The 19,999-nt window shown below is 71.0% G+C and carries 18 protein-coding genes and 1 riboswitch; of the genes, 14 read left to right on the top strand and 4 right to left on the bottom strand.

The genetic code is table 11. The annotated features are described in order from the left end of the window. Positions 1-11: 11 nt before the first annotated feature. The 3 genes from SCNRRL3882_RS24220 to SCNRRL3882_RS24230 form a co-directional block, all read right to left on the bottom strand. Positions 12-383, bottom strand: a complete 372-nt coding sequence (locus tag SCNRRL3882_RS24220) for a MerR family transcriptional regulator (RefSeq protein ID WP_010035147.1) — start codon at positions 381-383, stop codon at positions 12-14. A 26-nt stretch (positions 384-409) separates the two neighbouring features. Continuing rightward, the gene (locus SCNRRL3882_RS24225; protein WP_010035140.1) at positions 410-1,171 is read right to left on the bottom strand and encodes an SDR family NAD(P)-dependent oxidoreductase; all 762 of its coding nucleotides are present in this window, start codon (positions 1,169-1,171) and stop codon (positions 410-412) included. Positions 1,172-1,278: 107 nt separating this feature from the next. Continuing rightward, complete coding sequence (locus tag SCNRRL3882_RS24230) at positions 1,279-1,464, bottom strand: antitoxin (RefSeq protein WP_010035138.1); 186 nt, start codon at positions 1,462-1,464, stop codon at positions 1,279-1,281. Between the two features lie 164 nt (positions 1,465-1,628). Between SCNRRL3882_RS24230 and SCNRRL3882_RS24235 the strand changes: the two genes are divergently transcribed. The 14 genes from SCNRRL3882_RS24235 (at position 1,629) to SCNRRL3882_RS24300 (ending at position 17,401) form a co-directional block, all read left to right on the top strand. After that, complete coding sequence (locus SCNRRL3882_RS24235) at positions 1,629-2,405, top strand: HNH endonuclease family protein (protein ID WP_010035135.1); 777 nt, start codon at positions 1,629-1,631, stop codon at positions 2,403-2,405. A gap of 131 nt (positions 2,406-2,536) precedes the next feature. Continuing rightward, positions 2,537-3,778, top strand: coding sequence for an MFS transporter (locus SCNRRL3882_RS24240; RefSeq protein WP_102514854.1), 1,242 nt, complete (start codon positions 2,537-2,539; stop codon positions 3,776-3,778). 40 nt (positions 3,779-3,818) lie between these two features. Beyond that, on the top strand, positions 3,819-4,562 hold the full coding sequence (locus SCNRRL3882_RS24245; protein ID WP_029180789.1) for a hypothetical protein: 744 nt from the start codon (positions 3,819-3,821) through the stop codon (positions 4,560-4,562). A 427-nt stretch (positions 4,563-4,989) separates the two neighbouring features. Continuing rightward, positions 4,990-5,637 (top strand): SurA N-terminal domain-containing protein, encoded by a 648-nt coding sequence (locus SCNRRL3882_RS24250; RefSeq protein WP_010034435.1) that lies wholly within the window; start codon positions 4,990-4,992, stop codon positions 5,635-5,637. Positions 5,638-5,726: 89 nt separating this feature from the next. Beyond that, complete coding sequence (locus SCNRRL3882_RS24255) at positions 5,727-6,755, top strand: nucleoside triphosphate pyrophosphohydrolase (RefSeq protein ID WP_010034437.1); 1,029 nt, start codon at positions 5,727-5,729, stop codon at positions 6,753-6,755. Positions 6,756-6,831: 76 nt separating this feature from the next. Beyond that, the gene (locus SCNRRL3882_RS24260; protein WP_010034439.1) at positions 6,832-8,112 is read left to right on the top strand and encodes a cytochrome P450 family protein; all 1,281 of its coding nucleotides are present in this window, start codon (positions 6,832-6,834) and stop codon (positions 8,110-8,112) included. 147 nt (positions 8,113-8,259) lie between these two features. Continuing rightward, the gene (locus SCNRRL3882_RS24265; protein ID WP_010034441.1) at positions 8,260-9,285 is read left to right on the top strand and encodes a transglycosylase family protein; all 1,026 of its coding nucleotides are present in this window, start codon (positions 8,260-8,262) and stop codon (positions 9,283-9,285) included. A 228-nt stretch (positions 9,286-9,513) separates the two neighbouring features. Next, positions 9,514-9,694, top strand: a riboswitch (cyclic di-AMP (ydaO/yuaA leader). A gap of 4 nt (positions 9,695-9,698) precedes the next feature. Continuing rightward, positions 9,699-10,379, top strand: coding sequence for a transglycosylase family protein (locus tag SCNRRL3882_RS24270; RefSeq protein WP_010034443.1), 681 nt, complete (start codon positions 9,699-9,701; stop codon positions 10,377-10,379). A 262-nt stretch (positions 10,380-10,641) separates the two neighbouring features. Further along, positions 10,642-11,922 (top strand): phosphopyruvate hydratase, encoded by a 1,281-nt coding sequence (eno, locus tag SCNRRL3882_RS24275; protein ID WP_010034445.1) that lies wholly within the window; start codon positions 10,642-10,644, stop codon positions 11,920-11,922. A 115-nt stretch (positions 11,923-12,037) separates the two neighbouring features. Beyond that, entirely contained in the window at positions 12,038-12,514 is a 477-nt protein-coding gene (locus tag SCNRRL3882_RS24280; RefSeq protein ID WP_010034446.1) for an FtsB family cell division protein, read from the top strand. A 51-nt stretch (positions 12,515-12,565) separates the two neighbouring features. Further along, complete coding sequence (locus tag SCNRRL3882_RS24285; protein ID WP_010034448.1) at positions 12,566-13,096, top strand: DUF501 domain-containing protein; 531 nt, start codon at positions 12,566-12,568, stop codon at positions 13,094-13,096. Beyond that, positions 13,093-14,034: a Ppx/GppA phosphatase family protein gene (locus SCNRRL3882_RS24290; protein ID WP_010034452.1), complete on the top strand. Its 942-nt coding sequence runs from the start codon at positions 13,093-13,095 to the stop codon at positions 14,032-14,034. The genes SCNRRL3882_RS24285 and SCNRRL3882_RS24290 overlap by 4 nt, the downstream gene beginning before the upstream one ends. A 421-nt stretch (positions 14,035-14,455) precedes the next feature. Further along, positions 14,456-15,868, top strand: coding sequence for an NAD(P)/FAD-dependent oxidoreductase (locus SCNRRL3882_RS24295; protein ID WP_078602739.1), 1,413 nt, complete (start codon positions 14,456-14,458; stop codon positions 15,866-15,868). A 240-nt stretch (positions 15,869-16,108) separates the two neighbouring features. Further along, complete coding sequence (locus SCNRRL3882_RS24300; protein WP_040902609.1) at positions 16,109-17,401, top strand: SAM-dependent methyltransferase; 1,293 nt, start codon at positions 16,109-16,111, stop codon at positions 17,399-17,401. 58 nt (positions 17,402-17,459) lie between these two features. On the opposite strand, the gene SCNRRL3882_RS24305 is transcribed toward SCNRRL3882_RS24300, so the two are convergent. Further along, complete coding sequence (locus SCNRRL3882_RS24305) at positions 17,460-19,988, bottom strand: ABC transporter permease (RefSeq protein WP_010034461.1); 2,529 nt, start codon at positions 19,986-19,988, stop codon at positions 17,460-17,462. Positions 19,989-19,999 lie beyond the last annotated feature (11 nt).

The following is a 19,999-nucleotide window of genomic DNA, read 5'->3' on the forward strand; positions in this document are numbered from 1 at the left end:
CTGCGGCTCTGTCAGGCCACCGGTCGTACGTGTGCGCCGGTGGCCTCGCGCAGTGCCGCCGCCAGCCGGTCGCGGACCGCGACCTGGGCGGCGATGCGCGCGTCCAGCACCGCGAGACGGCCGGCGGCGATCCGGAGCGCCTCCTCGGAGGCGGGCCCGGCCGTGACGTCGCCGTCCAGGCACGGCAGGAACGCCCGTACGTCGTCGAGGGTCAGGCCCACGTCCAGCAGCCGGCGCACGTTGCGGACGCGGACGGCCGTACCGGCGTCGTACAGGCGGTAGCCGTTCGCGGCGCGTTCGGAGGCGATGAGCCCCGCCTGCTCGTAGTGGCGCAGGGCGCGCGGCGTCGTGCCGGTCGCCTCGGCGAGTTCGCCGATCCGCATGGGAGGTCGAGCCATGAGCGTCAGTCTCATGTGACGACCGCGCCGCCGTCCACCGGGAGGACCACGCCGGTGACGAACGACGCCTGCGGCGAGGCCAGTTGCGTGATCGCCCACGCCACCTCCTCGGGGCGTCCGACCCGGCCGAGCGGCGTGTGTTCGAGCTGCCACGCGCGGATCGCGGCCCGCTGCTCGGGGGTGTGGCCCGCGTGTTCGCCGATCGGTGTGTCGATCGCGCCCGGCGCCACCGCGGCGACCCGGATCCCCAGCGGGGCGAGCTCGACCGCCCAGCTGCGCGTGAGTACCTCCAGGGCCGCCTTCCCGGCCGCGTACAGGGAGTTGCCCGGCCAGCCGCGCTGCCCGACGGACGTCGTCACGTTCACGATCACACCCCGGCTGTCCTCGAGGGCCGGGAGCGCGGCCTGCACGAGCCTGACGGGAGCGAGCAGGTTCGTCGCGAGCTGGTGCTCGACGGCGGCACGCGTGTAGGTGCGCAGGGACTGGGCGTTGACGATGCCCGCGTTGTTCACCAGCACGTCGATGCGGCCGTGCCGGTCGAGTGCCGTACGGACGATGGTCTCGGGGCCGTCGGCGGCCGTGATGTCGGCGACGAGCGGGCTGATGCGGGCCGGGTCGTGAGCGGCGCTCTCGGCGAGGGGCGCCGCACGGCGGCCCACCGCCACGACCTGGAAACCCTCCTCGGCGAACGCGTGGGCGGTGGCCCGGCCGATGCCGGTACCGGCGCCGGTGACGAGCGCGGCTCGTGGAACCTTCGAATACGGGGATGCCATGCGGGGATCGTCGGACCCTGACGCCGGTGTCAAGGTCAAGCGTCCGGTTCATGAGCGAAGCCGCCCGCAGGAGCTGTCCCTCCGCGGACGGCCTCTGAGGGGAGGCCTTAAGTCTGGTCGGGCCGTTCGCGGTCGCGGTCCATGCCGAGCGATCCCTCGGCCCGCTGCTGCCCGGCGTCGATCTGGTCCTCGTACTTGCCGCCGGTCCTCTCGTTGATCTTCTGTTCCGCGGAGTCGGAGCTCTTCTTGCCCTTGTTCCGCGCCTGGCTCTTGAGCTTGTCGAAGATGCCCATTCAGAAAACTCCCTCCGGAGGTGGCTCAGAACCGACGATACGCGTGGCATACGAGGAATGCCCGTTTAAGCCCGATGTGGTCTGGACCTCTCCCTCGCTACCGTGGGACCAGGTACACACCGCCCGTGCGGAGGCGGAACAGGCAAGCAGGGGAGGGGCGCACGGTGAGGCGTCTGAGGGGCGGGGCGGCACTGGCCGTCGCGATGATGTTCACCGGTTCGGCGCTGGCCGGCTGTGAAGGCCTGGCCCCGCCCGCGGACGGCGGTGGACCCTCGGGCTCCGGCGTGCCGACGGCCGGTGCCGGACGGGCCGTGAACCCGCTGGACAACCCGGACGGCACGAAGCCGGGCCTGGCGGCGATCACGTCCACCGGGGACAGGGCGAGGGCCCGTGCCCTGATCGGGAAGGTGGAGACGAAGGGGCGCGGCCCCAGGACGGGCTACGAACGGGACAAGTTCGGCTACGCCTGGATGGACTCGGCGCCGGCCGACGTCCCCTTCGCCCGCAACGGCTGCGACTCGCGCAACGACCTCCTGAAGCGCGACGGGGAGGACCTTCGCTTCCGGTCGGGCTCGGACTGCGTCGTCATGGCACTGACGTTGCACGACCCGTACACCGGGAAGGTCATCGAGTGGACCAAGTCCCGTGCGGCGAAGGTCCAGATAGACCACGTCATGCCGCTGTCCTACGACTGGCAGATGGGCGCCTCGCGCTGGACGAAGGACAAGCGGGAGGCCATCGCGAACGACCCGCTCAACCTCGTCCCGGTGGACGGGCCGGCCAACAGCTCGAAGGGCGACTCGGGTCCGGCGTCCTGGCTGCCCCCGAACAAGCGGATCCGCTGCGCCTATTCGGTGCGCTTCGCCCAGGTGTCGCTGAAGTACGACCTTCCCGTCACGGCGGCCGACAAGCGGATGATGCTGGAGCAGTGCGGTGGCTGAAACGGCACCCCGGTCGCCGACGCGGCTGCCGCTCGGCCAGAAAGCCCTTTCCAAACGCCGATCCGGTGTGCTGAGGTGACGGGTGAGGTCGCTGAACGAGTGACGTGAGCCCGAGCGGAGGGTGCTGCCGGATGCCGAGTGGTCTCGTCGCGCTGGCGCTCGGCGGGTTCGGCATCGGTCTGACCGAGTTCCTCATCGCCGGGCTGCTGCCGCAGGTGGCGTCGAGTTTCGCGGTGTCCGAGGCGGCTGCGGGCTGGCTGATCTCCGGGTACGCGTTGAGTGTCGCGGTGGGAGCGATCGCGCTGACCGCGGCGACGGCACGGCTGCCGCGCAAGCCGGTCCTGGTCGGCCTGGTGGCGTTGTTCGTGCTGGGCAACCTGCTCTCCGCCATCGCCCCGAACTACCCGGTGATGCTGCTCGGGCGGATCGTCGCGGCGTTGTGCCACGGTTCGTTCTTCGGCATCGGCTCGCTGGTCGCGCGCAGTCTGGTCGCGCCGCAGAAGAAGTCCCAGGCCGTGGCGGTGATGTTCGCCGGGCTGACGGTCGCGAACGTGCTGGGCGTGCCGTTCGGGGCGCTGGTCGGTGAGCGCTGGGGCTGGCGGGCGGCGTTCTGGGCGGTCACCGCGATCGGCGTGCTGGCGCTGGCGGGGATCGCCGCGCTGGTGCCGGCGTGGGCGGGCCGGGTGCATCCGGCCACCGGGACGGAACCGGTCCCGGGCGGGCCGGCGGCGACTGCCGGCGGGCCGGACCCGGTCCCGCCCGGCGGCCTGCGGGCGCAGGTGCGGGCCTTCCGGTCCTGGCAGGTCTGGCTGACGCTGGCGGCCACCGCGCTCAGCTACGGCGGGATGTTCGGTGCGTTCAGCTACATCGCCTACACGTTCACCGAGGTCAGCGGCTTCGCCTCGGCGGACGTCGCCTGGCTGCTGATGGTCTACGGCGTCGGACTGGTCGTCGGCAACCTGGTCGGCGGGCGGGCGGCCGACCGCGACCGTGACCGTGCCCTGGTCCTCGCCCTGCTCGCACTCACCCTCACCCTGGCCCTGTTCGGGTTGCTGGCCGGCAGCGCGACCGCCTCGGTCGTCCTGGTGTTCGTGATGGGGGTGACCGGGTTCGCCAGCGTGCCCGGGATGATCACGCGTGTCACCGACTTCGCGCACGGAGCGGCACTGGCGGCCAGCGCCAACGTGTCCGCGTCCAACGTCGGCAACGCCCTCGGCGCCTGGCTCGGAGGCCTCGCCATCACCGCGGGCCTGGGCTACACCTCACCGCTCTACGTCGGCGCCGGCATCGCCCTGCTGTCCACGGTCGTCATGGTCATCGCAGCCCGCCGGGCCAGGTCTGCCCATGTGGCGGACCGTGTCCCCACGCCGTAATTCGGTTCCGGGGATGAGCCCGCACACCTACCGTGGCCACATGCAGCCGAAGATATCGAGCCTCGCCGACCGCCCGGACATGCTGGAGCGGGTCGTCGGGATGGCGGACAGCTGGCCGGAGTTCGCGATCCAGGACCTCGTCGGTGCCGCGCACTTCCCGCGGATCGCCGCCGAACTCCCCGAGTACGTCCTGTTCGCCGAGGACGAGCAGGGTGAGGTCGTCGCGAACGGCTTCAGCGTGCCCTTCGCCCTGCAGGCCGAGGGCCGTGGCCAACTGCCCGCGAACGGCTGGGACACGGTCCTCGTGTGGGCGTTCTCCGACCTGCGCCGCGGGGTCCGCCCCGACACCGTCAGCGCGATCTCGATCTCCGTCGCCCCGCACGCCCAGGGCCGGGGCCTGTCCGCGTCGATGCTCTCGGCCATGCGGGACAACGCCCGGGCGCGCGGCTTCGGGGAGGTCGTCGCCCCCGTCCGCCCCAACGCCAAGCACCTGGAACCGCACACGCCCATCGAGGAGTACGCGCACCGGGTCCGTCCCGACGGCCTGCCCCAGGACCCGTGGCTGCGGGTGCACGCCCGGGCCGGTGCCACGATCGACTCCGTGGCACCGGCGTCGATGACGGTGGCCGCCTCACTGGCGGACTGGCGCCGCTGGACTGGGCTGCCCTTCGACACCCGGGGCGACATCGAGGTGCCCGGCGCCCTGGTGCCGGTGCGCTGCGAGCCGGAGCGCGGGTACGCGGTGTACGTCGAGCCCAACGTGTGGATGCGGCACCTCCTGTGACCCGGCGGCGGGGCCGCCGCACAGCTCCCTCACGACCCGTAGGCCGGCTGGCCCGCCACCGCGGCGAGTTCCGGAGCGTCGACCTCGCCGCCTGGCTGCCCTTCATCGCGCTCAGCGACTTCCAGGGACAGCCCGGCGGGACACCGTTCCCCGGCGGTCCCTACGCGGCGGGGTCTCCACGTCACGCTCCTCGCCGTCGGGCTGCCGGCGGCGGCGATCCGGGCGCAGGAGCGCAGGAGCGCTCAGGCACCGGGAGGGGGACGCATCACCCCCCCGAACGCGGTCCCCTCCCGGCCCGGTCCGCGCGGCGGTGCCGGAAGTCCCGGTGAATCGTTGGTCGAATGGGTTGGCCTGAGCTCGGCCACTGCCTACCATCGATCACCGCAAGACCTTGTGCACCGTCGCACAATCTCCTCGGGAGGTCTCCTTGCACCGCCGCCGTCGCACCGCGTTCGTCCTCACTGCCGCGATCGCCGCCGCGGCGCCGCTTCTCACCGCCTGCGGCAACGACGCGCATCCCGGCGCGGCGGCCGTGGTGGGCGGCCAGCGGATCACCGTCTCCCAGCTGGAGGACAGGGTCGACGAGGTTCGCGCGGCCCAGCGGGCGGCCGTGCGGGACGAGGCCCAGTACCAGCAGGCCATCGCCGGGACCGGCACGCTCACCCGTGACACCCTGCACACCATGATCCTCGACCGGGTGCTGCACCGCGCCGCGCAGGACGCCGGTGTGACCGTCACCCGCAGGGAGATCCAGGAGATGCGGTCCGGGCTGGAGGAGCAGGCCGGCGGCGCCAAGGCCCTGGAGACGACCTGGCTCCAGCAGTACGGCATCCCGCCGCAGCGCCTCGAGGAGAACCTCCGCCTCCAGCTGGAGGCCCAGAAGCTCGCGCAGAAACTCGGCACCGACACCAACCGCCCCGAGTTCTGGAAGGCCCTGTCGGAGGCCTCCAAGGACCTGAACGTCGACCTCAACCCGCGCTACGGCACCTGGGACGTCCAGAAGAGCAGCCGCGCCGACGCGAAGACGCCGTGGGTGCGGGACGTGTCGGCGGCCCAGGCGCAGCAGAGCATGTAGGGGCGACGCCCCACATGCCCCCGGGGTGCACGGGCGGAGGCCTGTGGACGATTTCCGGGGCTGCCGGCGGCGTGGGATAGCTTCGAATCGTGAACGCCAACAGCCCCGAAGCCACCCCGCGGCCCGGCGAGGCCGGCCCCGGCACGGCCGCCACCGCCGTCCCCGGCCGCATCGTCCTGCTCACCACCAGTCACCGCGTCGCCCCCGGACTGCTGTCCTGGCCCGCCTGGCAGGCACTGCACGCGGCCGACCAGGTGCTGTGCGCGGACGGCGCGCACCCGCAGCTGCCGTATCTGCGCGAGGCGGGGATCACCGTCGACGAGGCGTCCCCGACGGCCCAGGAGCTGGTCGACGCCTGCGCCGGCGGCCGCACGGTGGTCGTCGTGGCGACGGGCGAGGGCGAGCCGACCCTGACGGACGGCCTGGCCCGCCTCGCCGGCACCGGCCGCGTCGCCATGCCCGAGCTGGAGCTGCTCCCCGCCTCCTACGACCTGCCGGGCGCCCGCCTCCTCGACCTCGTCCAGGTCATGGACCGCATCCGCGCCGAGTGCCCGTGGTCGTCCCAGCAGACCCACAAGGGCCTGGCCAAGTACGGCATCGAGGAGGCGTACGAACTCGTCGAGGCGATCGAGGAGGGCGACCGCGACGAACTGCGCGAGGAGCTCGGTGACGTCCTCCTCCAGGTCGTCTTCCACGCCCGGATCGCCGAGGAGGGCCGCCCGGAAGACGGGGCGGACCCCTTCTCCATCGACGACGTCGCCGCCGGCATCGTCGCCAAGCTGATCCACCGCCACCCGCATGTCTTCGGCGACGAGACGGCCACCACGCCCGAGGAGGTCAAGGCGCACTGGCTGCGCACCAAGGCGGTCGAGAAGCAGCGCACCTCGATCACCGAGGGCATCCCCCTCGGCCAGCCCGGCCTGGCCCTCGCCGCCAAGCTGGCGTCACGCGCCCGCGCCGCGAACCTGGACATACCACTCCCGCCCGTCGAGGGCATCGGCTACGAGCTGCTGGCCCTGGCGGTCCGCGCCGAATCGGAGGGCGTCGACCCGGAGGCGGCCCTGAGAGCGGCGGCCCGCGCCTACCGGGACGCGATCAGGGAGGCTGAGGACGGCTGAGACCGAGAGCCGGGAGCGGAGGACGGCTGGACCGGCCGAGGGAGGGGAGGGGCGAGGAGCCGGATACCGTCGGGGAGTGACCGACCAGCCCCAGCCCAGCACCCCTGCCGCCGCTCCCGACCTCTTCACCTGGGAGTTCGCGAGCAACCCCTACCCCGCCTACGCCTGGCTCCGCGAGCACGCCCCCGTGCACCGCACCAAGCTGCCCAGCGGCGTGGAGGCCTGGCTGGTCACGCGGTACGCCGATGCCAAGCAGACGCTAGCCGACCACCGGCTCTCCAAGAACCCGGCGCATCACGACGAACCCGCGCACGCCAAGGGCAAGACCGGGATCCCCGGGGAGCGCAAGGCCGAGCTGATGACGCATCTGCTCAACATCGACCCGCCGGACCACACCCGGCTGCGGCGGCTCGTGTCCAAGGCGTTCACGCCCCGCCGGGTCGCCGAGTTCGCGCCGCGGGTGCAGGAGCTCACCGACGGGCTCATCGACGGGTTCGCGGAGAAGGGGTCCGCCGACCTCATCCACGAGTTCGCCTTCCCGCTCCCCATCTACGCCATCTGCGACCTGCTCGGCGTCCCTCGCGAGGACCAGGACGACTTCCGCGACTGGGCGGGAATGATGATCCGTCACCAGGGCGGGCCCAGGGGCGGCGTGGCGCGGTCCGTGAAGAAGATGCGCGGCTACCTCGCCGACCTCATCCACCGCAAGCGCGAGGCGCTGCCCACCGAGCCCGCCCCCGGCGAGGACCTCATCTCCGGTCTCATCCGCGCCTCCGACCACGGTGAGCACCTCACCGAGAACGAGGCGGCGGCCATGGCCTTCATCCTGCTGTTCGCCGGGTTCGAAACGACCGTGAACCTGATCGGCAACGGCACCTACGCCCTGCTCACCCACCCCGAGCAGCGCGCGCGCCTCCAGGCGTCCCTGGCCGCCGGGGAGACCGGCCTCCTGGAGACCGGCGTCGAGGAGCTCCTGCGCTACGACGGCCCCGTCGAACTCGCCACGTGGCGGTTCGCCACGCAGCCGCTCACCATCGGCGGGCAGCACATCGCGACCGGCGACCCGGTCCTCGTCGTCCTGGCCGCCGCCGACCGGGATCCGGAGCGGTTCGCGGATCCGGACGTGCTCGACCTCGCCCGCCGCGACAACCAGCACCTCGGCTACGGCCACGGCATCCACTACTGCCTCGGCGCCCCGCTCGCCCGACTGGAGGGCCAGACCGCGCTCGCCGCGCTCCTCACCCGACTCCCGGACCTGCGGCTCGCGGCGGACCCGGCCGAGCTGAGATGGCGCGGCGGCCTCATCATGCGCGGGCTGCGCACCCTGCCGGTGGAGTTCTCACCGGCCCGAAGGTGACACGCCGTCAGACCTGTGATCTTCACGTGATCTGCGCGGCATGAACTTGTGACAAGTGATCGTCTGCCGATACGTTCACCCATCATCAGCGCGGCCCGGGGGGTCCTGCGCCGCGCCGGTCACTGCTGTCTCGCGAAAGGTCTCCGTATGCTCTCCGGGAACGGTCGGCACCGTCGCCCCCGCCAGGCTCCGGCTCTCCTCGTCGCGGCCGGGGTGACCGGCTCCGCCATCGCGATCCCGCTCCTCGGAGCCTCCGGCGCCAGCGCGGCCGACGGCACGACCTGGGACCGGGTCGCGGACTGCGAGACCGGCGGCGCCTGGAGCCAGAACAGCGGCAACGGATACTTCGGCGGCCTCGCGTTGTCCCAGGAGGACTGGGAGAACCACGGCGGTCTCGACTACGCCCCGAGCGCCGACCTGGCCAGCCGCTCCCAGCAGATAGCCGTGGCCGAGAGAATCCTCGCCGACCAGGGGGTCGGTGCGTGGCGCACCTGCGGGCTGCTCTCCGGCCTCCAGCAGGACAAGGACTCGGGCACGTCCGACTCGTCCAGCTCCTCCGACTCGTCCGCTCCGACGGACTCACCCGGACTGCTCGACTCCTCCGAGTCATCCGAGTCGTCCGGGTCATCCTCTTCGTCTTCTTCGCCCTCTTCGTCGTCTCCGTCCCCATCGTCGTCCCCTGACGGGCAGTCGACCTCGGAGGGTGACACCGCCAAGTCCGACAAGTCATCCGATTCTGCCGATTCCTCGACGCGGGACCAGTCGCAGGACCAGGAGTCCGGCAGCTCCCCGTCGACCGCCGCCGAGAGTGACGAACCCGACAAGTCCCGGCAGGGCGACGGCTCTTCGGCGCTCTCCGGAACCGGAACCGACAGCGCCTCCGGCCGCCACCGCGGCCCCAGCGCCGACGAGGACACCGGGGCCGAGGACGGCCGTACGTCCGGAGCCGCCGGACGGCACGCCTCGCGCGGCGGCGAGGCCTCTCGGGAGGCGACGGACGGCTCCTACACCGTCCGCCCCGGCGACAGCCTCTGGTCCATCGCGAACTCCCTTGACCTCAGCGGCGGGTGGCACGCGCTCTACGCCGGGAACGAGACGGCCGTCGGCGCCGACCCGAACCTCATCCGCCCCGGTCAGAAGCTCACGGTAAGGGTCGAAGCGGACGACGAGTAGCCGGTGGGGCAGTCCGGAAACGGCGGCGGAAGTCACCCCGAAACCGTGCGAGTTCACGTCACCGTTCGCGCCGAATGTCCCTTATAAGCGCGGTGAGAGATAGATCTCAGAAGCCCTGATCGTCTTTGAAATTCCGCGGATCGCGTGTCTACGGTCATGACCGCTCGCCACCGCGAGCCCCGGCTGCCGCAACGCCGAATCCTGCCAGCGGCCGCACGGGAACAGTCGTCGCGTCAAGCGCCGTAGGCAGGAGCGGGGGACCCAAGGTAAGTGCCGGGCCCGGCGGTTGAGGCAACTCGACGGCAGGGCTCCGGCTTGGGGTGAAGCCGTGTCCCGGGAGGGACGCGGCCGGGCAACTCAACCGGCCCGAACCCGACAGCTCACCTCGCAGGCGTCGGTGAGGGGATCTCTCCATGCTGTTTTCCGGCAAGGGCACGCACCGCCGTCCGTCCAAGGCCTCTCGGGTCATCGCCATCGCCGGTGTCACCGGTGCCGCCGTCGCCGCCCCGCTGATGGCGGCCGGCAACGCCTCCGCCGCCACCGCCTCCGAGTGGGACGCCGTCGCCCAGTGCGAGTCCGGCGGCAACTGGTCCATCAACACCGGCAACGGCTACTACGGCGGTCTGCAGTTCTCCGCCTCCACCTGGTCCGGCTACGGCGGCACCAAGTACGCCTCCACCGCCGACCAGGCCACCAAGGAGCAGCAGATCGAGATCGCCGAGAAGGTCCTCGCGAGCCAGGGCAAGGGTGCCTGGCCGGTCTGCGGCAAGGGTCTGTCGAGCGCCGGCTACAGCGGCGGCTCCGCGCAGAGCAGCGGTTCCACGGAGACCCGCCAGACCGAGCAGCAGCCGGCCTCCCGCTCCGAGGAGCGCCCGGCGCAGACCCAGAAGAGCCAGAAGACCGTCACCACCCCGACCGGCAAGAAGGTCAAGAAGGGTGACGGCGAGTACAAGGTCGTCAAGGGCGACACCCTCAGCTCGATCGCGACCGAGCACAAGGTCAAGGGCGGCTGGGAGAAGCTGTTCGAGCTGAACAAGGACATCATCACGGACGCCAACCTGATCTACCCGGGCCAGCAGCTGCACCTGAAGTAAGCGGCGGCCCCCCGGTCCCCACGGGCCCCCGCCCCGGTGCGTCGTCCCCCGTACGCACCGGGGCGGGGTTTTTTCTGCCGGTCTTTGCGATCCGGCTTTGTTCCGTTCGGAAACAATTTACTCTCGGTTCTGTCCATGGGGTGGGCGACCCGGTGGCCGATCGCCCGGAGCCGGTTAGGCTCATGTCGCGAGCCACCGCGGCCCGCGCCTCGCCGGGTCCACGCGGCCCGCGTACCCGCGTCACATGAAGAAGGAGATGCTCGTGCCGTCCATCGACGTCGTCGTAGCCCGGGAAATCCTGGACTCCCGAGGCAACCCCACGGTCGAGGTCGAGGTCGGCCTCGACGACGGCAGCACCGGTCGTGCCGCCGTCCCGTCCGGCGCCTCCACGGGCGCCTTCGAGGCCATCGAGCTGCGCGACGGCGACTCGAACCGCTACCTCGGCAAGGGTGTGGAGAAGGCCGTCCTCGCGGTCATCGAGCAGATCGGCCCGGAGCTGGTCGGCTACGACGCCACCGAGCAGCGCCTGATCGACCAGGCGATGTTCGACCTGGACGCCACCGACAACAAGGGCTCCCTCGGCGCCAACGCCATCCTCGGCGTCTCGCTCGCCGTCGCCCACGCCGCCTCCGAGGCCAGCGACCTGCCGCTGTTCCGCTACCTGGGCGGCCCGAACGCGCACCTGCTGCCGGTGCCGATGATGAACATCCTGAACGGCGGCTCGCACGCCGACTCCAACGTGGACATCCAGGAGTTCATGATCGCCCCGATCGGCGCGGAGTCCTTCTCCGAGGCCCTGCGCTGGGGCGCCGAGGTCTACCACACGCTGAAGAAGGTCCTGAAGTCCAAGGGCCTGGCCACCGGCCTCGGCGACGAGGGCGGCTTCGCCCCGAACCTCGGCTCCAACCGCGAGGCCCTCGACCTCATCCTCGAGGCGATCAACGAGGCCGGCTACACCCCCGGCGAGCAGATCGCCCTCGCCCTCGACGTCGCCGCGTCCGAGTTCTACAAGGACGGCGTCTACACCTTCGAGGGCAAGGAGCGCTCGGCGGCCGAGATGACCGAGTACTACGCGGAGCTCGTCGACGCGTACCCGCTCGTCTCCATCGAGGACCCGCTGTTCGAGGACGACTGGGAGGGCTGGAAGACCATCACCGACAAGCTCGGTGACAAGGTCCAGCTCGTCGGCGACGACCTGTTCGTCACCAACCCCGAGCGCCTGGCCCGCGGCATCGAGGAGGGCGCGGCCAACGCGCTCCTGGTCAAGGTCAACCAGATCGGTTCGCTCACCGAGACCCTGGACGCCGTCGAGCTGGCCCAGCGCAACGGCTTCAAGTGCATGATGTCCCACCGCTCCGGCGAGACCGAGGACGTCACCATCGCCGACCTGGCCGTCGCCACCAACTGCGGCCAGATCAAGACCGGCGCCCCGGCCCGCTCCGAGCGCGTCGCCAAGTACAACCAGCTGCTGCGCATCGAGGAGATCCTCGACGACGCGGCGGTGTACGCCGGCCGCAGCGCCTTCCCGCGCTTCAAGGGCTGATCGCCGAAAGGCCCGACCCGTAAGAGGCAGCGTCGTACGTACGTCCCCGTACTCGGTCCCGTACCGTGTCCGGGGACGTACGCGCGTATGACGGCGGAGCGGGAGGCGGACAGACATGGCCGTGAAGGACCGGGACCGGTTCTCCACCGCGACCAGGATCCGGTTGCTCGGTGAGCAGACCGCGGCCCGGGTCTACCGCTCCCAGACCAAGCGCCAGGCCCGCCGCTCCCGGCTGACCGGCCGGGCCGCGCTGCTCGCCCTGGTGATGTGCTCGCTGATCGTGGCTCTGGCCTACCCCATGCGGGAGTACGTCTCGCAGCGCGCCGAGATCGACGACCTCCAGCGTGAACAGCAGCAGGCCCGGCAGCGCGTCGAACGGCTGCGCGACCAGAAGGCGCGCTGGCAGGACGACGCGTACGCGGAGCAGCAGATCCGGCAGCGGTTGCACTACGTCATGCCGGGGGAGACGGGGTTCATCGTCGTCGACCCGCACGCGGCGGAGCAGTCGCACGCCGACCTCGGGGCGGCCGACCGCCCCTGGTACTCGAACGTCTGGGACGGGGTCGACAAGGCCGACGCCTCCGACCGGTGACCCGGACCCCAGCCAGTGACCTGAACCCAGAAAGACAGCCTGAACACAGTCATGGAAACGCCCCCGCCGACCACCCCGCGCACCGAGCCCACCGACGCGGACGTCGAGGCCTTCAAGCAGCAGCTCGGCCGGCCCCCGCGCGGCCTGCGCGCGATCGCGCACCGGTGCCCGTGCGGGCAGCCCGACGTCGTCGAGACGGCCCCCCGGCTGCCCGACGGCACGCCCTTCCCCACGCTGTACTACCTGACGTGCCCGAAGGCGAACTCGGCCATCGGCACGCTGGAGGCGAACGGCGTGATGAAGGAGATGACCGAGCGGCTGGCCTCGGACCCGGAGCTTGCGGCGGCGTACCGGGCGGCCCACGAGGACTACATCAGGCGCCGTGACGAGATCGAGGAGCTGAAGGACTTCCCGAGCGCGGGCGGCATGCCGGACCGGGTGAAGTGCCTGCACGTGCTGGTGGCGCACTCGCTGGCCGCGGGGCCGGGAGTGAACCCGCTGGGCGACGAGGCCCTCGCCATGCTGCCCGAGTGGTGGCGCAAGGGCGCCTGCGTGACGACCGCCGAGGAGGACGCCCAGTGACCCGTGTCGCCGCTGTGGACTGCGGTACGAACTCCATCCGGCTCCTGGTCGCCGACGCCGACCCCGGGACCGGCGAGCTGACCGACCTGGACCGCCGTATGACGATCGTCCGGCTCGGGCAGGGCGTCGACCGCACCGGCCGGCTCGCCCCCGAGGCGCTCCAGCGGACCTTCGCGGCCTGCCGCGAGTACGCCGGGATCATCAAGGAGCACGGGGCGGAGCGGCTGCGGTTCGTGGCCACCTCCGCCTCCCGGGACGCCGAGAACCGGGACGAGTTCGTGCGCGGCGTGCTGGACATCCTGGGCGTCGAGCCCGAGGTGATCTCCGGGGACCAGGAGGCCGAGTTCTCCTTCACCGGCGCCACCAAGGAGCTCGCCGGGCGCGACCACCTGCCCAAGCCCTACCTCGTCGTGGACATCGGCGGCGGCTCGACCGAGTTCGTCGTCGGCGACGACCAGGTGCGCGCGGCCCGCTCGGTGGACATCGGCTGTGTCCGCATGACCGAGCGGCACCTGGTCCGGGACGGGGTGGTGAGCGACCCGCCCACGGAGCAGCAGATCGCGGCCATGCGGGCGGACATCGAGGCCGCCCTCGACCTGGCCGAGGAGACGGTCCCGCTGCGTGAGGCCCGCACGCTGGTCGGCCTGGCCGGGTCCGTGACGACCGTGTCGGCGATCGCCCAGGAGCTGCCCGAGTACGACTCGGCCGCCATCCACCACTCCCGTGTCTCCCACGACCGGGTCCGCGAGATCACCGAGTGGCTGCTGCGCTCCACGCACGCCGAGCGCGCGGCGGTGCCCTCCATGCACCCGGGCCGGGTCGACGTGATCGGGGCGGGGGCCCTCGTACTGCTGTCGATCATGGAGCGGATCGGCGCGGAGGAGGTCGTGGTCAGCGAGCACGACATCCTCGACGGCATCGCGTGGTCGGTCGCGTAGCCCGCTTCTGAGCAGGCATGGATCACGAATGAGCGCGTCCCGGGGGGTTCGGGCGACCCCCCGGCGACAGCCCGCCGGAAAAGTTCGTGAAGTTCTTCACAAGGAATTCGGCCCTCCCGGGCGATCGGAGGGGCCCCGTTGACCCGTCCGGGGGCTGAACAGGCCTTTGAACATGTTCAGAAGCATGGTATGGAGGTGTCCACCGAGGTGCTCGAAGCGGCACCCCGGGAGGGCCTCACGGAGGCTCCTCGGGTGCAGAGAGGCAGCTCACGCGGCATTGACAACGGTCAGGGGTGCACAAAGGAGCCCGGTTGTCACCATGACATGGATCACGCGGGCCGCGGAGGATAACACACCCCCCACCCGAGCTTGTGAAGGGGCGCACGAGCCACCCCCCTGAAGCGGGTGGATACTCGATGGCATGAGCACCACGGAGCGTCCCAGGATCCTCGTAGTAGGCGGTGGGTACGTAGGCCTGTACGCAGCTCGGCGCATCCTCAAGAAGATGCGTTACGGAGAGGCGACCGTCACGGTCGTCGACCCCCGGTCGTACATGACCTACCAGCCCTTCCTCCCCGAAGCCGCCGCCGGCAACATCTCCCCGCGCCACGTCGTCGTCCCGCTGCGACGCGTGCTGCCGAAGGCGGAGGTCCTCACCGGCCGGGTCACCAGCATCGACCAGGACCGCAAGGTCGCCTCGATCGCCCCGCTCGTCGGCGAGGCGTACGAGCTGCCCTTCGACTACCTGGTCGTCGCGCTCGGCGCGGTCTCCCGCACCTTCCCGATCCCCGGCCTCGCCGAGCAGGGCATCGGCATGAAGGGCATCGAGGAGGCCATCGGCCTGCGCAACCACGTCCTCGAGCAGCTCGACAAGGCCGACTCCACCACCGACGAGGAGATCCGCCGCAAGGCGCTCACCTTCGTCTTCGTGGGCGGCGGCTTCGCCGGTGCGGAGACCATCGGCGAGGTCGAGGACATGGCCAGGGACGCGGCGAAGTACTACAAGAACGTGTCCCGTGAGGACATGCGCTTCATCCTCGTCGACGCCGCCGACAAGATCCTCCCCGAGGTCGGCCCCAAGCTCGGCAAGTACGGCAAGGAGCACCTCGAGGGCCGCGGTGTCGAGGTCTACCTGTCCACCTCCATGGACTCCTGCGTCGACGGCCACGTGGTGCTGAAGAACGGCCTCGAGGTCGACTCCAACACGATCGTCTGGACCGCCGGCGTCAAGCCCAACCCGGTCCTCTCCCGCTACGGCCTGCCCCTCGGGCCCCGCGGCCACGTCGACTGCGAGACCACCCTCCAGGTCAAGGGCACGGACTACATCTGGGCCGCGGGCGACAACGCCCAGGTCCCGGACCTCGTCGGCCGCAAGGCGGGCAACGAGAACGCCTGGTGCCCGCCGAACGCGCAGCACGCGCTGCGTCAGGCCCGCGTCCTCGGCGACAACGTCCTGTCCGGCATGCGGGGCTTCCCGCAGAAGGACTACTCCCACGCCAACAAGGGCGCGGTGGCCGGTCTCGGCCTCCACAAGGGCGTGGCGATGATCGTCATGGGCAAGATGAAGATCAAGCTCAAGGGCCGTCTCGCCTGGTACATGCACCGTGGCTACCACGGTCTGGCGATGCCGACCTGGAACCGCAAGATCCGCGTCTTCGCCGACTGGACGCTCGGCATGTTCCTCAAGCGCGAGGTCGTCTCGCTCGGCGCGATCGAGACGCCGCGCGAGGAGTTCTACGAGGCCGCCAAGCCGGCCCCGGTCGCCGCCGCGCCGAAGGAGAAGGCCGAGTCCAAGGCCAAGGAGAAGACCGAGGAGAAGGCCAAGGCCTCCTGACCTCCGGTCGGTCACCTGCCTGACGAAGGACCTGATCGAAGGACCTCCACCGAAGGACCTCCCGCCATCCGTGGTGCGGGAGGTCCTTCGGCGTTCCCGCGCCGTCCCGCGCCGCCGCGCCGTTCCTTCGGAGTGGTGGTTTTGCCCAGACATGACGCGTGCCGGGGACTGCGCCGAGGCCCCGCAGATGTTTACGTGGTGTCGGACATTCCGGGATTCCTCATCACGGAGGTGTACACCATGGCAGACGCCGCGCCGCGGCTCCAGGGCCTCTTCGCACAGTTGCTGGGAGCACCGCTTCCCGTGCGCATCCGCGCCTGGGACGGTTCGCAGGCGGGCCCGCCGGGCGCGCCGACCCTGGTCGTACGCAACCGCCGCGCTCTGCGCCGCCTGCTGTGGAAGCCGGGCGAACTCGGCCTGGCCAGGGCCTGGGTGGCGGGCGATCTCGACATCGACGGCGACCTCTACACCACCCTCGACCTGCTGGCCGGTCACATCTGGGAGCGCGACGAGGACGCCCGCACCCTCGCCCAGGCCCTGCGTGACCCCGAGGTCCGCGCCGCTGTACGCGGGCTCGTCAAGCTCGCCGGGACCCCGCTGCCGCCCGCCCCGCCCCGCGAGGAGGCCCGCAGCCCCCGCCGCCACCTGCACACCAAGCGCAGCGACAGACGGGCCATCAGCCACCACTACGACGTCGGCAACGACTTCTACGAGATCGTCCTCGGCCCGTCCATGGTGTACTCCTGCGCCTACTGGCCCAGCCCCGACAGCACCCTCGAACAGGCCCAGCACGACAAGCTCGAACTCGTCTGCCGCAAGCTCGGCCTGAAGCCCGGTCAGCGGCTCCTCGACGTCGGCTGCGGCTGGGGTTCCATGGCGATCCACGCCGCCCGGGAGCACGGCGTGAGCGTCGTCGGTGTCACGCTCTCCCAGGAGCAGGCGGCGTACGCCCGCAAGCGCGTCGCCGACGAGGGACTCACCGACAAGGTCGAGATCCGTGTCCAGGACTACCGCGACGTCCGTGACGGGCCCTACGACGCGATCTCCTCCATCGGCATGGCCGAACACGTCGGCGCCGAGCGGTACCTGGAGTACGCCACCGGCCTGCACGAGCTGCTCAAGCCCGGCGGGCGGCTCCTCAACCACCAGATCGCCCGCCGCCCGCAGCGGGACGAGACGGCGTACAGCGTCGACGCCTTCATCGACTCCTACGTCTTCCCCGACGGCGAGCTCCAGCCCGTCGGCGCCACCGTCGCCATGCTGGAGCGCGCCGGGTTCGAGGTGCGCGACGTCGAGTCGATCCGCGAGCACTACGCCCTCACCCTGCGGCAGTGGGTCGCCCGGCTGGAGGCCGGCTGGCAGCGTGCCGTCCAGCTCGCCAGCCCCGGCCGGGCCCGCGTCTGGCGCCTGTACATGGCCGCCTCCGCGCTCGCCTTCGAGCGCAACCGCATCGGCGTCAACCAGGTCCTCGCCGTGCGGACGTCTGAGTCCGGGGCGTCGGGCATGCCGCTGCGCGCCCGCACCTGGAACTGAGAACGACGAAGAGCCCCCTTTCCCACGGGCGGGAAAGGGGGCCCTCGGGCGTCCGGTGCTACTCCGCCTTGATCGCCTCCAGCATGTTCAGCCGGGCCGCCCGCCGGGCCGGCCACAGCGCGGCGAGCACACCGACCGTCGCGGCCAGCAGCAGGAAGACGCCGATCCGCGCCCACGGCAGGATCAGTTCGTAGGTCGCCAGCTTCGTGGCCAGCAGCTCACCGGCCGCCCAGCCGAAGAACACGCCCAGGCCGATGCCCAGCACCGCGCCGAACAGGGAGATCACCAGGGATTCCAGGCGGACCATCCGCTTGATGCCCTTGCGGTCCAGGCCGATCGCCCGGAGCATGCCGATCTCCTGGGAGCGCTCGAAGACCGACATGGCCAGGGTGTTGATGACGCCGAGGACCGCCACGATCACCGCCATCGCGAGCAGGCCGTAGACCATGTTCAGCATCAGCGTGAACATCTGCGCGATCTCGTTGGAGATGTCGTCCTTGGACTGCACCTTGATGGCCGGGTTGGTGCCGAGGGCCTTCTCCAGCCTGTCCTGCACCGCGCCGGACGCGCCGTCGGAGGTCTTCACCATGACCTTCATGTTGTACGGGTCCGCCACGTGCGGGGCGAGGGTCCTCTCGTCGAGCAGGATGCCACTGAGGAAGTCGTTGCTCTCGTAGGTCCCGGCGACCGTCAGCCGCTGCTTCTTGTCGTCCTCGTAGGAGACGGTGAACGAGGAACCGGCCTGCCAGCCGTAGGACTTGGCGGTCTCGCTGTCCACGACGACGTCGGTGCCGCCGACCTTGAAGGAGCCCTCGTCGACCTTCGGGCCGACCAGGTCGCCGATCGCGGCGCCGTTGACGCCGGTCAGGTACTCGGTCCGGCCGTCGATCCGGGAATCGGCGTTGAGCATCGGGCTGGTGGCAGTGACGTCACCGGCCTGCTTCAGCTTCTTCTCGACGTCCGGCGACAGCGCATTGCCGTTCGCCATGGACACCACGTAGTCAGCCTTGATCGACGACGACGCCATCTTCTCGATGGCCTGCTGGAGGCTGCCCGCCATCACCGTCATGCCGGTGATCAGGGTCAGGCCGATCATCAGCGCGGAGGCGGTGGCGGCCGTACGGCGCGGGTTGCGCACCGAGTTCTGGCGGGCCAGCTTGCCGGAGACACCGAAGGCGCGCAGCACCGGCGCGGCGGCGGCGATCATCGGGCGGGACAGCAGCGGGGTCAGGATGAACACGCCGATGATCAGCAGCACCGCGCCGAGGCCCATGGGCAGCTGGCCGTCCGAGCCGTCCATCGTCGTGGCCACGAGGACCACCGCGATGCCCGCGCCCGAGACCAGCGCGCCCAGCGTGTTGCGCAGCACCAGCGACCTGGTCGTGGCCTTGGCGTGCACGCTGTTCATGGCCGCCACCGGCGGGATCTTCGCGGCCCGGCGGCCCGGCAGCCACGCCGCGAGCATGGTCACCACGATGCCGACCGCGAGCGCGGCGACGATCGTGGTGGGCTTGACGACCAGTGGCCCGTCGGGCACGGACCCGCCGAACGTCCCCATCAGGGAGCGCAGTCCGGCTCCGATGCCGATGCCCGCGACCAGACCGGCCACGGCGGCGACCGCCCCGACCACGAACGCCTCGATCAGCACCGACCGCGTCACCTGCCGGCGCGAGGCGCCGACCGCCCGCATCAGCGCCAGTTCCCTGGTGCGCTGGGCGACCAGCATCGTGAAGGTGTTGGCGATGATGAACGTGCCGACGAACAGGGCGATACCGGCGAAGACCAGCAGGGCCGTCTGCATCCCGCTCATCGACTCGGCGATCGACTTGGCCTGGTCGTCGGCGAGCTGCTTGCCGGTGGTGGTCGAGACGGTGCCCTTGGGCAGCGCCTCGTCCAGCTGCGCCTTCAGCGCGGCCTGCGTGACGCCCGGCTTCGCCTTGACGTCGATCTGGTCGTAGACGCCCGCCTTGCCGAACAGCTTCTGGGCGGTCGCCGTGTCGAACAGGGTGAGGCTGCCGCCGGCCGCGACGTTGCCGTCGTCGGTGGTGAAGATGCCGGTGATCCGCGGGGTCAGGACAGGCCCGTCGACCGACATCCGCACGGTGTCGCCGACCCTGTAGCCGGCGCGCTTCGCCGTCTCGGAGTCGATGAGGATCTCGCCCGGCCCCTTGGGGGCGTGCCCGCTGACCAGGGGGTAACGCGGGTCCTTGGCGCCCCAGTAGTTGCCGCCCTGCGACTGGAAGCCCTCGCCGATCAGCTTGCCGTCCTTGTCGGCGACGGCGGTGAAGCCCTGCACGACCCCGATGGCGGACGCGGCCCCGGGGACCCGCTCACTCTTGTCGAGGGTGGCCCGGGTCAGGTCGTGGAGCTTGCCGACCCGGTCGCCCTGGGCGTCCTGGTAGTCCGCCGTCATGGCGACGTCGACCTGGTCGAAGCCCTTGGCGGAACTCTTCTGGAAGGCGTCGGAGACGGTGTTGGTGAAGACCAGGGTTCCCGACACGAAGGCCACGCCGAGCATCACGGCGAGGACGGTCATCAGGAGCCGGGCCTTGTGCGCGAGCACGTTGCGCAAGGCGGTACGGAGCATGGGTTTCTTCT

The sequence above is a fragment of the Streptomyces chartreusis NRRL 3882 genome (assembly GCF_900236475.1).
In the GTDB taxonomy this organism is placed as follows: Bacteria; Actinomycetota; Actinomycetes; order Streptomycetales; family Streptomycetaceae; genus Streptomyces; species Streptomyces chartreusis_D.

Excerpts from the sequence above, each read along its gene's own strand:
- SCNRRL3882_RS24220 (WP_010035147.1), bottom strand. The coding sequence starts at position 383 with ATGCGGATCGGCGAACTCGCCGAGGCGACCGGCACGACGCCGCGCGCC.
- SCNRRL3882_RS24225 (WP_010035140.1), bottom strand. The coding sequence starts at position 1,171 with ATGGCATCCCCGTATTCGAAGGTTCCACGAGCCGCGCTCGTCACCGGC.
- SCNRRL3882_RS24230 (WP_010035138.1), bottom strand. The coding sequence starts at position 1,464 with ATGGGCATCTTCGACAAGCTCAAGAGCCAGGCGCGGAACAAGGGCAAG.
- SCNRRL3882_RS24240 (WP_102514854.1), top strand. The coding sequence starts at position 2,537 with ATGCCGAGTGGTCTCGTCGCGCTGGCGCTCGGCGGGTTCGGCATCGGT.
- SCNRRL3882_RS24245 (WP_029180789.1), top strand. The coding sequence starts at position 3,819 with ATGCAGCCGAAGATATCGAGCCTCGCCGACCGCCCGGACATGCTGGAG.
- SCNRRL3882_RS24265 (WP_010034441.1), top strand. The coding sequence starts at position 8,260 with ATGCTCTCCGGGAACGGTCGGCACCGTCGCCCCCGCCAGGCTCCGGCT.
- SCNRRL3882_RS24270 (WP_010034443.1), top strand. The coding sequence starts at position 9,699 with ATGCTGTTTTCCGGCAAGGGCACGCACCGCCGTCCGTCCAAGGCCTCT.
- SCNRRL3882_RS24280 (WP_010034446.1), top strand. The coding sequence starts at position 12,038 with ATGGCCGTGAAGGACCGGGACCGGTTCTCCACCGCGACCAGGATCCGG.
- SCNRRL3882_RS24285 (WP_010034448.1), top strand. The coding sequence starts at position 12,566 with ATGGAAACGCCCCCGCCGACCACCCCGCGCACCGAGCCCACCGACGCG.
- SCNRRL3882_RS24295 (WP_078602739.1), top strand. The coding sequence starts at position 14,456 with ATGAGCACCACGGAGCGTCCCAGGATCCTCGTAGTAGGCGGTGGGTAC.
- SCNRRL3882_RS24300 (WP_040902609.1), top strand. The coding sequence starts at position 16,109 with ATGGCAGACGCCGCGCCGCGGCTCCAGGGCCTCTTCGCACAGTTGCTG.
- SCNRRL3882_RS24305 (WP_010034461.1), bottom strand. The coding sequence starts at position 19,988 with ATGCTCCGTACCGCCTTGCGCAACGTGCTCGCGCACAAGGCCCGGCTC.